This window comes from Bacteroides faecalis (genome assembly GCF_003865075.1).
GTDB classification, from domain to species: Bacteria; Bacteroidota; Bacteroidia; order Bacteroidales; family Bacteroidaceae; genus Bacteroides; species Bacteroides faecalis.
In genome coordinates, this window is record NZ_BHWB01000001.1 from 109,996 (window position 1) to 125,900 (window position 15,905).

Annotated in this window: 9 protein-coding genes and 1 pseudogene; 7 read left to right on the forward strand and 3 right to left on the reverse strand. The window is 37.8% G+C overall.

Going from position 1 to position 15,905, the window contains the following annotated elements:
- Nucleotides 1–278: 278 nt before the first annotated feature.
- A complete protein-coding gene (gene mnmA / locus EJF25_RS00490) occupies nucleotides 279–1,394 on the reverse strand; it encodes a tRNA 2-thiouridine(34) synthase MnmA (RefSeq protein ID WP_125039574.1) in 1,116 nt (371 codons plus the stop codon).
- Nucleotides 1,395–1,446: 52 nt separating this feature from the next.
- Here mnmA and EJF25_RS26285 point away from each other — a divergent pair.
- From EJF25_RS26285 to cysS, 3 genes and pseudogenes are all read left to right on the forward strand, one after another.
- Nucleotides 1,447–4,481: pseudogene (locus EJF25_RS26285) on the forward strand (DEAD/DEAH box helicase).
- A gap of 87 nt (nucleotides 4,482–4,568) precedes the next feature.
- Complete coding sequence (locus tag EJF25_RS00500; protein ID WP_125039575.1) at nucleotides 4,569–5,375, forward strand: Cof-type HAD-IIB family hydrolase; 807 nt, start codon at nucleotides 4,569–4,571, stop codon at nucleotides 5,373–5,375.
- Between the two features lie 146 nt (nucleotides 5,376–5,521).
- Nucleotides 5,522–7,003 (forward strand): cysteine--tRNA ligase, encoded by a 1,482-nt coding sequence (gene cysS, locus EJF25_RS00505; protein ID WP_125039576.1) that lies wholly within the window; start codon nucleotides 5,522–5,524, stop codon nucleotides 7,001–7,003.
- Between the two features lie 141 nt (nucleotides 7,004–7,144).
- Here cysS and EJF25_RS00510 read toward each other — a convergent pair whose 3' ends face one another.
- Complete coding sequence (locus EJF25_RS00510) at nucleotides 7,145–8,122, reverse strand: family 43 glycosylhydrolase (protein ID WP_125039577.1); 978 nt, start codon at nucleotides 8,120–8,122, stop codon at nucleotides 7,145–7,147.
- 1,645 nt (nucleotides 8,123–9,767) lie between these two features.
- Here EJF25_RS00510 and EJF25_RS00515 point away from each other — a divergent pair.
- The 4 genes from EJF25_RS00515 (at nucleotide 9,768) to EJF25_RS00530 (ending at nucleotide 14,143) form a co-directional block, all read left to right on the forward strand.
- Complete coding sequence (locus EJF25_RS00515; protein ID WP_125039578.1) at nucleotides 9,768–10,847, forward strand: disaccharide 3-dehydrogenase; 1,080 nt, start codon at nucleotides 9,768–9,770, stop codon at nucleotides 10,845–10,847.
- Nucleotides 10,848–10,883: 36 nt separating this feature from the next.
- Nucleotides 10,884–12,362 carry a glycoside 3-dehydrogenase gene (locus tag EJF25_RS00520; RefSeq protein WP_025074661.1) on the forward strand — a complete coding sequence of 493 codons (1,479 nt, stop codon included), beginning with the start codon at nucleotides 10,884–10,886 and terminating at the stop codon, nucleotides 12,360–12,362.
- Between the two features lie 110 nt (nucleotides 12,363–12,472).
- Entirely contained in the window at nucleotides 12,473–13,351 is an 879-nt protein-coding gene (locus EJF25_RS00525) for a 3-keto-disaccharide hydrolase (RefSeq protein ID WP_125039579.1), read from the forward strand.
- 30 nt (nucleotides 13,352–13,381) lie between these two features.
- Nucleotides 13,382–14,143: a 3-keto-disaccharide hydrolase gene (locus EJF25_RS00530; protein WP_125039580.1), complete on the forward strand. Its 762-nt coding sequence runs from the start codon at nucleotides 13,382–13,384 to the stop codon at nucleotides 14,141–14,143.
- 76 nt (nucleotides 14,144–14,219) lie between these two features.
- Here EJF25_RS00530 and susR read toward each other — a convergent pair whose 3' ends face one another.
- The gene (gene susR, locus EJF25_RS00535) at nucleotides 14,220–15,878 is read right to left on the reverse strand and encodes a SusR family glycan utilization regulator (protein ID WP_235016660.1); all 1,659 of its coding nucleotides are present in this window, start codon (nucleotides 15,876–15,878) and stop codon (nucleotides 14,220–14,222) included.
- Nucleotides 15,879–15,905: the final 27 nt, after the last annotated feature.

Below are 15,905 nucleotides of genomic sequence, written 5' to 3' on the forward strand. Positions count from 1 at the left end.
AAAGTACTAATAGTTATCATATAGAGTATTAATGGCTATCACGTAGAGTATTAATAGCAATGAGCCAGAAGTTTAATAAGTGACACACAGGATATTAGCATTATTAACTTTAACCGGATAACTAGAATCTGAACAATATATTATAGTGCAAGATAAAAGATCTTGCACACATCTGCAACAGTATCTTGCACACCATTAGTGCATTGTATATCAACAATATATAAGTACATTTGTGTAGGTTGCAGATAAATTTTATAAAAACAAACTTTATAGTAGCATCAGCGAGAAGATACAATTATTCCTCCTCCCAATAACAATCCATCTTTATAGAATGCAGCAGCTTGTCCGGGTGCAACAGCTGCTAGTGGTTCGTGAAGATGTATATACAATAAATTATCAGAAGTAATGGTTACCGTACAATGGTTTTCTTGTTTACGATATCGTATTTTCACAATAACATCAGGGTTATTCAACAAACGTTCCTCATTTACGATATTCCAATCCTTTAAAAATATTTCTGTTTTTTCCAAAGTCTGAAGAGATGAAAGAACAACTTCATTCGTTTCCGGAAAAATCTCTTTCACAAAGACGGGACGATTTAGATGAATTCCCAATCCCCTACGTTGTCCAATCGTATAAAAAGGATAACCTTCGTGCCATGCAATAAAATTCCCCTTTTCATCGATAAATTTTCCACGTTTTAATCTTTGAAACTGGGAATGATCATTTCTATCCAGATCATTTCTAACCTGCGATTGACTGCCATCTCTTCTTAAGCATTCTTTTAAGAAACTCCTATAATCCATCGGGCAAAAACAAACACCTATACTGTCCCTTTTCATCGCCACTTTCCGGAATCCATGTTCAACTGCAAAAGCCCTTGCCTCAACCTTAGTAATATCTCCCATAGGCAATAACATTCTCTGAAGGATATCTTGTTTCAATCCCCATAAAAAGAAAGTTTGATCTTTATCCGAGTCGGCAGCATAAGTTATATAATAGGTATCTTCCTTCTTAACCTTACGAACATAATGTCCGGTAGCAATATGAAAAATTCCCATTTCATCGGCAATTTTAGCAAGTAGTGGCCATTTCAGCAGATTGTTACATAATGTACAGGGGACAGGTGTATGCCCCAACATATATTCCTGAACAAAATATTCAATAATTTGCTTGTGGAATATCTCTCGCACGTCATAAGTGATATGTTGTATTCCCAAGCGTTCCGCTAAACCATGAGCATCCTCCAAATATTCGGTAGAATCATTTAATTCATAAAAACGAAAGGTCACACCAGTCACCTCATATCCGGCTTCCAGCAGTCGCATTGCAGCGACAGAACTATCTGTTCCGCCACTCATACCTAACAACACACGTTTGTTTTCCTCCATCATGCTGCAAAATTAAGTATTTTCCCGTATCTTTGTTGATTCAAGCCTAAAGAGAATGAAACAGAGAACAACTATCGGACAAGTTATTATCGTCTTAACAGAACATCCCGTACTCGGTGCGTTATTGATACCGTACATCGCGGAAAAGCAAGACGATGAAACAGTGTGCCTGATAGAACAAGCATTCCATGCTTCTCCTGAAGCAGTTTCCCGTATGTCCGATGCCGAACGAGAGGCAATTGACATCGCATCACATTATACGGAAAAGTACCTAATGAGTGTTTACTCGCGAGAAGAAACAGTATCACGTTTCCTTCATAAGTTGTCCGAAGATACGGATCGATTCAAGAACAATATTCGCCCATTCATCGAAAAGAAACTCCTGGAAATACTGGAACTAATCAAGAAAGGCAATCTTCCTTTTTATCAAAAGCCACCCGGAAGTAAAATATTATATGCCCACCATGCTTACCATGTTCACCCACATGATGTCGAAAACCGTTTCACTTTCCATATTGACGAAAAGACTTTCCGATATGAATTGCAATGTTTTTATGAAGGACAATCTTTCTCTTTAACTGAGCAAAAACCTGTTATTGTGCTGACTTCCTCACCCTCGAGTTTACTATTAGGTATGGAACTATACTTTTTCCCTCATATTGAAAGCACGCGGATTTTACCTTTTACAAAAAGAAATCAATTAGTGCAGATATATCGCAGATTGAAAAGTATATTGATAATATTGTAATACCAATAGCACGTTATCACGATATCACCACACATGGCCTGAATATTATTGAAGAAAAACGTAACTGTAAGGCAGTGCTCACTTTGGAAGATACAGTCTACGATGAACAATTACTAAAACTCGGTTTCCATTACGGCAATCAATCATTTAATCCTGATTTTGCCCATGAAATGAAGAAAATCGTTTACCGTAAAGAATCCGGTGAAATCGCCTTTTTTCAACGGCATAGTGCTTCCGAGAAGAGAGCAATGCGGCTACTAACCCAAGCTGGATTGCAACAAATCAGTGATGTCCATTTCAAGCTATCACCCGATAGACCCGAAAAAACAATCACTGAATGGATTCATCAAAACAGAGAGATGTTGAAACATTCTTTCCTATTAACCAGTAATAAAAAGAATGCTCATTATTGTCTGGATGAAATCCAAATTGAGCAAAATTGCGACGACGGTCCGGATTGGTTCGAATTAAATATCACTGTGGTCATCGGTACAATGCGAATCCCTTTTTCACGTTTCCGCAAACACATTCTTGAAGAAAGAAAAGAATTTTTACTACCTAACGGACAGATGTTTCTTTTACCTGACGAATGGTTCAGCAAATATGGCAATCTGTTGGAAATGGGTGATCAAACAGAAAAAGGAATACGATTAAAGCATACATTCATCGGTGCTGTACAGTCTGCCTTAGACGAAAATGGATTAAAAAGGTTTCCTAATAAAATTCAAATCAAAGACATTCAGGTGCCGGAAGGTCTCAAAGCGCAGCTACGTCCTTACCAGCAAAAAGGGTTTTCGTGGATGGTACAACTCAACGAACAAGGATTCGGAGGATGTCTTGCAGATGACATGGGACTCGGTAAAACGCTCCAGACTCTAACTTTATTACAATATATTTATAAGCCACTGACTTCGGATACAACTCATCAGGAAATAGCCACTATCTCATCCACATCTATTGAGAAACAGCAACCTACGAGTGATCCAACAGGACAATTCTCTTTATTCGGCTTCGATAGCGAAAATGAATTGCTACCGGATGTACGCGAAATAAGAGAAAAGAATATAGTCGTAACCGATCCTCGGCCGAAAAAGAAACAGGCGCCCCGAAAGCCGGCAACTCTCATTGTTGTACCGACCTCTTTACTTCACAACTGGCACAGGGAAGCGAAACGCTTCACCACGCTTTCAATGACTGAATACAACAGTACAACAGTCATCCCTAAAGAACATCCGGAAAGATTTTTCGGTCGTTTTCACCTGATATTTACAACGTATGGAATGATGCGAAACAACATAGAAACACTCCGTTCTTACTGTTTTGAATATATTGTGCTTGATGAAAGCCAGAATATTAAAAACAGTGATTCGCTTACATTCCGGGCGACCATACAGTTGCAAAGCAAACATCGGCTAGTCCTTACCGGTACTCCTATCGAAAACTCACTCAAAGATTTATGGGCGCAATTCCGTTTCCTCCAACCGGATTTATTAGGAGAAGAGAACGTTTTTCAAAAACAATTTATTACTCCAATCCGTCAAGGAAACACACGATTAGAAGGGCGATTACAACAATTGACTTCACCCTTTATCCTAAGAAGAAGTAAAAAAGAAGTGGCTCCCGAACTTCCGCCTCTAACAGAAGAAACCATCTTCTGTGATATGACTGAAGAGCAACATAATTATTACGAGCAAGAAAAAAATAGTTTGCGTAACATATTGTTGCAGCAACCTCAACATCAAGACAGATTACACTCCTTTAGTATACTGAACGGAATCTTGCGCCTCCGCCAGTTATCTTGCCATCCTCAGCTCGTTTTTCCCGATTTCACCGGAATATCGGGAAAAATGGAACAGATCATAGAAACCTTCGACACCTTGCAAAGTGAAGGACATAAAGTACTGATTTTCTCTTCCTTTGTCAGACATCTGGAAATCATAGCCGAAGCTTTCCAAGAACGGAACTGGAAATATGCCCTATTGACAGGCTCCACCAATAACCGTCCTTCTGAAATTGCCCATTTCACTGACCAAAAGGATGTACAAGCGTTTCTCATCTCCTTGAAAGCCGGTGGAGTTGGACTTAATCTTACCCAAGCAGACTATGTATTTATCATTGACCCTTGGTGGAACCCCGCTGCCGAAGCACAAGCCATTGCCCGCGCCCATCGCATTGGTCAGGACAAACAAGTAATTGCATACCGTTTCATCACTCAAAACAGTATCGAAGAAAAGATTCTCCACCTGCAAGATAAGAAACGAAAACTAGCAGAAACATTTATTGCAGACAGTGATACATTACCTGTATTTACTAATGAACAATGGGCAGATTTACTGGATTAATTATTTTAAGTTAGAACAGGTAACTTTCTATACACAACCTTGCAACAATACTTTTTTACTTTATCTTTGCACCCAAAATAACACTACATGAAATACAAACTTATCGTGCTTGACCTTGACGGAACGCTCACCAATTCCCAAAAAGAAATTACTCCTCGTAATCGGGAAACATTGATACGCATCCAACAACAAGGTATCCGGCTTGTCTTGGCTTCGGGACGACCGACTTATGGCATTGTGCCATTGGCGAATGAACTACGCATGGACGAATACGGAGGATTTATCTTATCCTACAACGGCGGAGAAATTATTAACTGGGAAACCAAAGAAATGATATACGAAAATGTGTTGCCGAACGAGATCGTTCCAGTGCTTTATAAATGTGCCCGTACTCATCATCTCAGCATATTGACGTATGATGGTGCAGAAATCGTAACCGAAAACTCCCAAGATACGTACGTACAAAAAGAAGCTTTCCTCAATAAAATGGCTATACGCGAAACAAATGATTTCCTTACGGATATCACCCTTCCCGTAGCCAAATGCCTGATTGTTGGAGATGCAGACAAACTAATTCCTCTAGAGTCGGAGTTGTGCATCCGGCTACAAGGAAAAATCAATGTTTTCCGGTCAGAACCCTATTTCCTCGAATTAGTGCCGCAAGGTATCGATAAAGCATTGTCTCTTGCTGTATTATTGGAGGAAACAGGAATTAAGCAGGAGGAAGTTATAGCAATAGGCGATGGATATAATGACCTTTCCATGATAAAGTTTGCAGGACTAGGCATTGCAATGGGTAATGCACAAGAACCGGTGAAAAAAGTAGCCAATTACATCACCCTGACCAATGAAGAAGACGGAGTAGCCGAAGCCATAGATCACTTCATTCAATAAGAGAAAATAGTTTGTTTCAATAAAAGAAAAAACAACTTCTGATAAATAAACGATAAAAGAACGATAAACAATCATCTTTAAGATACGTTACATATCCAGATTTTATTCTAACTTTGCAAATCCAATTGAATAAATATCAAAATGTTATGGAACATCAATTAACCATTTACAACACGTTAGATAGAAAAAAAGAACTGTTTGTACCTCTTCATGCTCCACACGTTGGAATGTATGTATGCGGACCGACAGTTTATGGGGATGCCCATTTGGGACATGCACGCCCTGCTATTACATTCGATGTACTCTTCCGTTACCTGACCCATATAGGATATAAAGTTCGCTATGTACGCAATATTACTGATGTAGGTCACCTGGAACATGACGCGGATGAGGGAGAAGATAAAATCGCTAAGAAAGCGCGTCTGGAAGAATTGGAACCGATGGAAGTTGTTCAGTATTACCTGAACCGCTACCATAAAGCAATGGAAGAACTTAACGTACTTTCTCCAAGCATTGAGCCACACGCTTCGGGTCATATCATCGAACAGATTCAGCTTGTACAAAAAATTCTGGATGCAGGTTACGCTTATGAAAGTGAAGGTTCTGTTTACTTCGACGTAGCCAAATACAACAAAGATTATCATTACGGAAAATTATCCGGACGTAATCTGGATGATGTACTGAATACTACCCGCGACCTTGACGGACAAAGTGAAAAACATAATCCTGCCGACTTCGCCCTTTGGAAGAAAGCACAACCGGAACATATCATGCGCTGGCCTTCTCCATGGAGTGACGGCTTTCCCGGATGGCATGCCGAATGTACGGCTATGGGACGTAAGTATCTGGGCGAACATTTCGATATCCACGGAGGAGGTATGGACCTGATCTTTCCACACCATGAATGTGAAATTGCACAGTCTGTAGCTTCACAAGGAGATGACATGGTTCACTATTGGATGCATAACAATATGATTACCATCAACGGAACGAAGATGGGCAAATCCCTTGGTAACTTTATTACGCTGGATGAATTCTTCAACGGTACTCATAAGTTATTGGCACAGGCTTATACGCCAATGACCATTCGTTTCTTCATTCTGCAAGCTCACTATCGTAGTACGGTCGATTTCAGCAACGAAGCATTACAAGCTTCGGAAAAAGGTTTATTACGTTTGATGGAAGCAATAGAAGGATTGAAAAAAATAACTCCTGCTGCAAGTACCTCAGAAGGTATTAACGTAAAAGACATTCGTGAGAAATGTTATGAAGCCATGAATGATGACTTAAATACTCCTATCGTTATCGCACAACTGTTTGAAGGGGCACGCATCATCAATAACATTATCGCAGGAAATGCAACGATCTCTGCCGAAGACCTGAAAGAGCTAAAAGATACTTTCCACTTATTCTGCTTCGACATTATGGGATTGAAAGAAGAGAAAGGTTCTTCTGACGGTCGTGAAGCTGCTTATGGAAAAGTAGTGGATATGTTACTGGAACAACGTATGAAAGCAAAAGCAAATAAAGACTGGGCCACTTCTGACGAAATCCGTAATACCTTAACCGCACTTGGTTTTGAAGTGAAAGATACAAAGGACGGCTTCGAATGGAGACTGAATAAATAAGAGACTTAATACTTATAACATAAAAATTCCCTTCATTTCACTTCTGGTAGCAGAGTAGAATGAAGGGAGTTTTATTTAGTAATTCAGATATCACAGGCTTTATTTGTCTCAGCTTTACATCAAAACTGAATGAAAAAGCAATTACCTCTTTAAATATGGTTTACCTTTCTTCCAGAATACTTCCTCATTGGTGATATACCATGTCTTGCCATTATCATTGTTACCTTGATAAAACAAATAAGTCCGTCCATCCAAATCGTGAAATAAATGGGGATGTCCAGATTCACTTGAGTTCCACTCTCCAGGCTTTCCGTTAGCAACGAAAGGTTCAGTAAACACTCGTTTCCAATGAATTCCATCTTTGCTCTCGGCAACACCAATCTGTTGAGGTGCATTATTATACGCTCCGGCATAAAACATAAACAGTTTCTTTCCTTTTTTTACAATAGAAGCACCCTCGATACAATCCTTTTCCCAACCCAACTCCGGATAAAGGATAGGAGCATCACACGCCTGTTTCCAATCCTCACGATTAAAACTGGAATTTTTCGGAGCCACAGCAACTCCTTGAAGCTGTATCTTAAAATCTTTATCACGTGATGCAAAATACAGATAATATTTCCCTTTGAATTCACATACTTCAGCATCAATTGCACGCCCACAATTCCAATCACCAGTTGGACGAAAAATAGGATTGGTAGGATTCCTCTTGAAGTTGATACCATCTTCAGAAGTGGCATGGCAAATTGCATCCTTTTCTCTATTACCATAGGTCTGATAGAACAAATGCACTACTCCATCTCTAACCAATGCGCCAGGAGCACACAGGCCTTTCTTTTCATATTCGGCACCAGCAACCGGAGTAATCTCCCCTACTTTCGTCCAATTTATAAGATCATGACTCTCAGCGATACCGATATTCCAACCAGATTGAGGTTCGTTCTTTAAAGGAGGAATCGAATAATACATCAAGTATCTTCCTTTAAAATTTACTACATGAGGATCTTTAGAATGAGGAATGCCAATTCGCGAAGTATCACCATACATCATACGACCGACTTGTGCCTGTATCATCATTGTCATTCCCAAAAGCAATATAACCACGAGTTTTCTTTTCATATTAGAAATATTTAAAACAGGTGGAAAGATATAACAAAAATATAGGACTTGCAAATCAGAAAACGGAAAGATAGATAAAGTAAAGCATTTTTGTATCTGTGAATCATTCATACAGAAAATTCATATCACATCTATAAAGTTCATCTTCATTATCCCAAACATACATCATTCGACGAACAGGATCGAAAGACACATTCATAATATTGTGATCAAGATTAAGAGTAATAATAGGATTCTCTTCCCAATCGAAAACTAAAATCTTTTTGGCACGGATATACGATCCGTCATCCTCTCTAGCAGTAATTTTTATATTTATACATGCAGCATAGATCTATTGTTGATCAACACAAAGGGATTCAAAAAACGCCTTATAATCTTCTGCAAAATGAATAGCAAAATAATCAAAATCATACGAGTCTTTTAACCGATAACCTGTTTAATACACCTAATTTAATACTTGTTTTTACAATAAATAAATTTAAAATTATTTGTCATAAGAGCTATCTAACATTTGTGTAAACAATTTCCATGTTCTCTCCGAATAGATAGGGGAACTTAACCAAGAATTTCTCTATCGGAATTCACAATAAACGTATGATATTTTTATTCGAAAGGGACTCATTTTCTTTTAGTAAACTCCGTTTTTTATCTATAACATACGGATAAGAAATACGATATAGTTTTATCAACTCAATAACAACAGACTCTTCAATTGCTCCAAAAACTAACAAAATACTATCTTATATCAGACATATATTTTTCATACTCACTTCTGTTCCACACAATATACAAGCGATGGAATCCTTTTATATCTATCAAAACCTAGTTCATTTAAGCATAACTTTATTATTCATACTATCTACATAAACAAACATAAGGAATGAATCATATTTAACCAAAGAGAATAGCTGACTATTTCTGGCCAACTATTCATTTATAAAAAAGCACCGATGGAATGAGCCTTTTTTGGATATTTCTCAATTAAGTATTTCAAGAATATAATTCTAAGACTACTTATTCGCTTTTTATTTCTTACTTTATATGCAGAAGCTACGAAAAATACAACGACAATAATATGATTTTATGGAGATGTATAAACCTATATCGAAAAATGAGATATTCTCTATTTATCTCAAACATAGATAAGACCAGACGCAGCCAATTTCCTATATCGGGTATTACCAAACAGCAGCAAGCAAAAAGTACATAACTTTAAAGAGTGACAGAGATTTATTGCCAAAGATGTTTCATTTGCTCTATAAGTAGCACACCAAAGTATATTCTCTACTTAAAAAACAAACTTTTAATTAGGGAATATCTATTATATAATTTCTCTCTCTCTTTTCTAAAAAAACATATTTTAAAGCTTAATATTTAGCGCAGGCAACAAAGTAAATCCCAAAAAAGTAGATAAAATGGCATTTTTTCGATTATAAACAATCTACATTTTTTAGCTATTTATTTTTATTATAATACTGATTATAAACTATTTGCATAATTACACCATCTACATAATCCCATTCACAAAAAATAAAGTGTCTATGTTTCCATTATTTTTGTATTGCAAACCTTTAAAAGTCATTAAGGCTTTCGGAGCAAATATAATAAGATACTTAAAATCATATCATAGAAAAATATCAAAATTATGGGAACTACACGGATTAGAGTTGGGCTTATAGGCTTTGGCAGAATGGGAGGCTTCTACCTGCAAGAAATGCAGAAGAGTGGAAGATGGGATGTAGCTTACATCTGTGACGTAGATCCAGAAGCAAGAAAGCTTGCAAAGAAACTTTCTCCTGAATCACAAGTAGTAGCTGACGAATTATTAGTATTTAAAGATGAGAGTGTACAAGTAGTAGCACTTTGCACGTTGGCAAACTTCCGAAAAGAACAGATAGAAAAAGCTATTCAATATGGAAAACATATCATATCTGAAAAGCCAATTGCTGATACTGTAGAAAGAGAATGGGACGTCGTAAGAATGACTGAACAGTCCAATGTACTTTCTACCGTTAATTTATATCTTCATAATTCATGGTATCACCACCAGATGAAACAGTTCATAGAAGAAGGTGAACTGGGTGAATTGGCAATTATCAGAATCTGCCACATGACTCCAGGACTAGCACCGGGAGAAGGACATGAATATGAAGGTCCTTCATTCCATGATTGTGGAATGCATTATGTTGATATAGCACATTGGTATGCCGGCAGTAATTACAAAACCTGGCATGCACAAGCCATTAATATGTGGAGCTACAAAGAGCCATGGTGGGTACAATGCCACGGAACCTTTGAGAATGGAATCGTTTTCGATATTACACAAGGTTTCGTATATGGTCAGCTCTCAAAAGATCAGACACACAATTCTTATGTCGATCTTATTGGAACGAAAGGTATCGTTCGAATGACTCACGATTTTAAAACGGCTGTCGTTGATTTACATGGAGTTAATAAAACACTCCGGATAGAAAAACCATTCGGTGGAAAAAATATAGATGTGATGTGTGACTTGTTCGCTGACAGTATCGAGCAAGGTAAACTATCACCTCAACTCCCTACATTACGCGATTCTGCCATCGCATCCGAGTATGCATGGAAATTCTTATGGGATGCCAAATCACACGAATTACCCGCTATCGGTACTTTGGATACACTGGAGCAGATTCGCGAAAGAAGACGCACGATGAAAAACGGTTATGGACTACTAAGAAACAATCGTTAATTTATATTTTATAAACAACTTTAAATGTAGAAAATCATGTCAAACATTTCAAGAAGAGACTTTCTGAAGACAGGAGCTGCTGCACTTGCAGGTATAACAATTGCTCCAAGTACTATTTTGGGTAAGAGTCATGGATACACTTCCCCATCCGACAAAATGAATCTTGTTGCCGTTGGTATCGGTGGTATGGGACACGCTAACATTAATGCAGTAAAAGGTACAGAAAACATTATTGGACTCTGTGACGTAGACTGGAAATATGCTAAAGGCGTATTTGATGAGTTCCCAAAAGCTAAAAAGTACTATGATTATCGTAAAATGTACGATGAAATGGGCAAATCTATCGATGGTGTTATCATCGCTACTGCTGACCATACTCATGCTATCATTACAGCTGACGCAATGACAATGGGCAAACATGTATATTGCCAGAAACCGTTGACACACTCTGTATATGAATCTCGTTTGCTTACTAAGCTGGCTGCTTCTACAGGTGTAGTTACTCAGATGGGTAACCAAGGTTCATCTTCTAAAGATACTGACCTTGTGTGCGAATGGATCTGGAATGGTGAAATTGGTGACGTTACAAAAGTAGAATGTGCTACTGACCGTCCTATTTGGCCTCAAGGATTAAATGCTCCTGAAAAAGAAGACAAAATTCCTAGCACATTGAACTGGGATCTGTTTACCGGACCTGCTAAACTGAATCCGTATAATGCAGTTTATCACCCATGGAACTGGCGTGGATGGTGGGATTATGGAACAGGTGCATTAGGTGATATGGCTTGTCACATTTTACATCAACCATTCAAAGCTTTGAAACTTAATTATCCGACTCGTGTTGAAGGTTCATCTACTTTATTGTTGAATGCATGTGCACCACAAGCACAACACGTAAAAATGATTTTCCCTGCACGTGACAACATGGCTAAAGTAGCAATGCCGGAAGTAGAAGTTCATTGGTATGATGGTGGTATGATGCCTGATCGTCCGAAAGGTTTCCCTCAAGGAAAAGAATTGATGGGTCCTGGCGGTGGCTTAACTATCTTCCACGGAACTAAAGATACATTAATTTGCGGTTGCTATGGTCAAAAACCGTTCTTACTCTCAGGACGTGTACCTAAAGCTCCGGAAGTTTGCCGTCGTGTTACGACATCTCACGAAATGGACTGGGTACGTGCTTGTAAAGAAAGTCCAGCTAACCGCGTAATGACTAAATCAGACTTCTCTGAAGCTGGTCCGTTCAATGAAATGATTGCTATGGGTGTATTGGCTATCCGTTTGCAAGCCCTGAACAAAACATTGGAATGGGATGGAGAAAATATGCGCTTCACTAACATCGGTGAAAATGAAACAATCAAGACTTGTACAAAAGATGGCTTCACTATTCATGACGGTCATCCTTCATTTAACAAGAGCTGGACTGAACCAATGAACGCACAACAGCTTGCTGCTGAACTGATCAAGCATACATATCGTGATGGCTGGAAATTGCCTGATATGCCTAAAATTTAATTGATAACTATTAGAGTATAACGAAACAATGTAACTACTCAGGTAAACGATTGTCATTCTGTCCATCTGAGTAGTTACAAAATAGTATTAATTCAAGATATAATTATATTATGAAAAAGTATTTTTATACTGTAGCTTGCCTGGCACTTGCAGGAACATTCGCAGCATGTGGAGGCGGTAATAAAAAGACAGCCGATGCTACACAAACTGAAGAATCTGCAACAACTGTGCCTGTTTCTTATTCAAAAGCTTTGCAAGCTGCTGAAACAGACACATTGACTCTTCCTATTGACAAAGATGGTTACATAACAATCTTTGATGGAAAGACATTCAATGGATGGCGTGGATATGGTAAAGATAAAGTTCCAGGAAAATGGGTGATTGAAGATGGATGCATCAAATTCAATGGTACTGGTGGCGGTGAAGCCCAAGATACTGACGGTGGTGATCTAATGTTTGCTCATAAGTTTAAAAACTTTGAATTGGAGCTTGAATGGAAGATTTCTAAAGGAGGAAATTCCGGTATCCTTTATATGGCACAGGAAATTACTTCAAAAGATGAAAACGGTAACGATGTACTCGAACCGATTTATATCTCTGCTCCTGAATATCAGGTATTAGACAATGCCAATCATCCGGACGCAAAATTGGGAAAAGACAACAATCGTCAATCAGCATCTTTGTACGATATGATTCCGGCAGTTCCTCAAAACTCTAAACCTTACGGAGAATGGAACACAGCTAAAATCATGGTTTATAAAGGTACTGTGATTCATGGACAGAATGGTGAAAATGTAGTGGAATACCACTTATGGACTCCACAATGGACTGAAATGCTTCAGAACAGTAAATTCAGCAAAGAAAAATGGCCTTTGGCTTTCGATCTGTTGAACAATTGCGGTGGTCAAAACAGAGAAGGTTTTATTGCTCTTCAAGATCACGGAGACGATGTTTGGTATCGTAACATCCGCGTAAAAGTTCTGGACTAAGAGACCAATATTACAAAACAAAAATCCGTTATGAAAAATAAAATTGTTGCCATAATTGGTTTAGCAGTTCTTGGATGTAACTATGCTTCTGCTCAAGAAGGAATGAAACCGGGAATGTCTGAGTTTTACTCACCAGTTCCTCCGGTTGTCACTCCGGGAGAAGAAATGCGTGGAGGTGGTTTCACTGCACCATCAGATGCTATTATATTATTTGATGGTAAAGACCTGTCTGCTTGGGAAAACTCTAAAGGCGGACCTGCAGAATGGAAAGTGAAAAATGGAGTCATCACTGTAGATAAAAGCAAAGGGGATATTCGGACTAAAGAAAAGTTTGGAAGTTTCCAGTTGCATCTGGAGTGGAGAGTTCCTAAAACAATCCAAGGAGAAGGCCAAGGGCGTGGAAATAGTGGCGTTTATCTTCAGGGAATGTATGAAGTACAGATATTGGACAACTACAATAATCCGACATACGTAAACGGACAAGCTGGAAGTATTTATAAACAGACAGCTCCGTTGGCAAATGCAATGCGTAAACCGGGTGAATGGAATGTGTATGATATCATTTATACTGCTCCTGTATTTAAAGAAGATGGTTCGTACAGAGTACGTCCTCAGGTTACTATTATACAGAATGGTGTAGTATTGCAAAACAATACAACCATTTTAGGCACAACAGAGTATATTGGATTTCCGAAAGTTGTGAAACATGGAGACGGTCCGATCCTGTTGCAGAGCCATGGTGACCCTAGCGAACCTATCAGTTTCCGCAATATATGGATTCGTAAAATGTAAAATGCTACAATAAAAGATCTATAGATCTAGTTCTTAAGAGGAGTTTTCCTTTTAAGAACTAGATTAAAATTAAAGGTTAGGATGGCATATAAGCTTCAGATCCTATCTTCAAGATTTCGTTCTCAAAGTTTTCTTTATCACCAATCGCTTTATTCCTCATTTTAGTACGGTAGTTATAAACTGTACTCGTTGAACAACGCAAAAAGTTGGATATTTTTGCTCCGTCGTTAATACCAATACGAATTAAAGCATAAATACGTAGTTCTTTATTTAATAATGTTCCGGCTTTCGGTACAATTCGTTCATCTTCCTTCAACAAAGCATTAAAATCTGTAACAAACGTAGGATATAGATTTAGGAAAATACTATCAAAATGACTGTATAAAGCATTCAATTCTTCATCAATATTTGTGGTTGACTTCAGTTTTTTGATCAGCATCTCATAATTTCGGTTAATTGCCAGTTTATATAATGAATTCTGGTATCCTTCCATTCTAGTAATATAATTAGAACATAGATCAAAGAATTGAGCGATAAACTGTTCTTTCACATTGTTTGTTTCCAACAGTTCATGGTTCTTACAATAAAGTTGATCATTCACTTTATTCAATGTATTATTAAGTTCCTTCAATTTTGTATTACTGATAGAAAGTGCTTCTTTTATTTGTCTCATCTTTTTAATCTGACGATATGTATAAACAACCAATGCAACTAAAAAGACAAAAAGAGCGGTAATAAGTGTAAGAAATATGATAAGGTTTGACTTAGCCTTAGCCTCTTTTTCCTGATAGGCCGCACTAATAACAGAATAGAATTCGTTAATTTGTGTAGCACGGAACTGTATGCCGGAAGCTCTTGCCTGATCAATAGCAGCTTGTGTATATTTGAAAGCTTTTGCAAAATCATTGTCATTATAATAAATGACAGCTAAATGCTGCAACGAGAAATTCTCACGAGTAACATTCATTATATCGGCTATGGCAGATTGCATATAATACTTCTTTTCCAAGTCCGGACGGTTATTTTGCCCACTCAAAGTAGCAAGTGCGCAAGTAATAATAGCATAATCAGGACTGCCCTCCTCTTCCGCTGCCAAGAGTTCCAACAGCCGTTTTTCCGCCTCTTTCGGATCTTTGACAGAACGATTGATAATCCCAACCTTATAATTGATAGAAGACTGGTCTGCATTGCTCAGAAACAGGTTGCGGTACATTTCCCTCTGATAGCGATATTGATTACTACGTGTTGTCGAAATAGCATAGTACTCCCAGAAACGATAATAAGCGTCATAATAGGCAGATAACAAATCTTTGGACAATTGAGTAGGATCGATATCTTTCAAAAGGAGCTCTGCTTCCCGATACATACCACCCATAGAATATAACAAAGACAATTTCAAACTAGAATCAATTCCCCACTCTTGTTCTCCCAATGTGATAGCAATACTAATGTTACGTTTGATATAATGGACAGCAGAGTCAATATTAAATTTCCTGTATTCATCGTGCAATTGCAAGTTAATTTTATATTCTTCCAATAGACTGACATCCTTCAATTTCCGTTTAATTTTTTTAATCTTCTCTTCTTTTCGATTTATAAATTCTTGCTCATGATCAATTAGATTATTCAGTGAATCAGATAATATTTTTAGTTCATTTTCGCTGTAACTCAATAAACTAAAACTGCAAAATAATAATAGCAAGAGACCTCTCAGAATGTTTATATTTGTATTCATATCCATTTAGTTTTGACAGAAAAACAG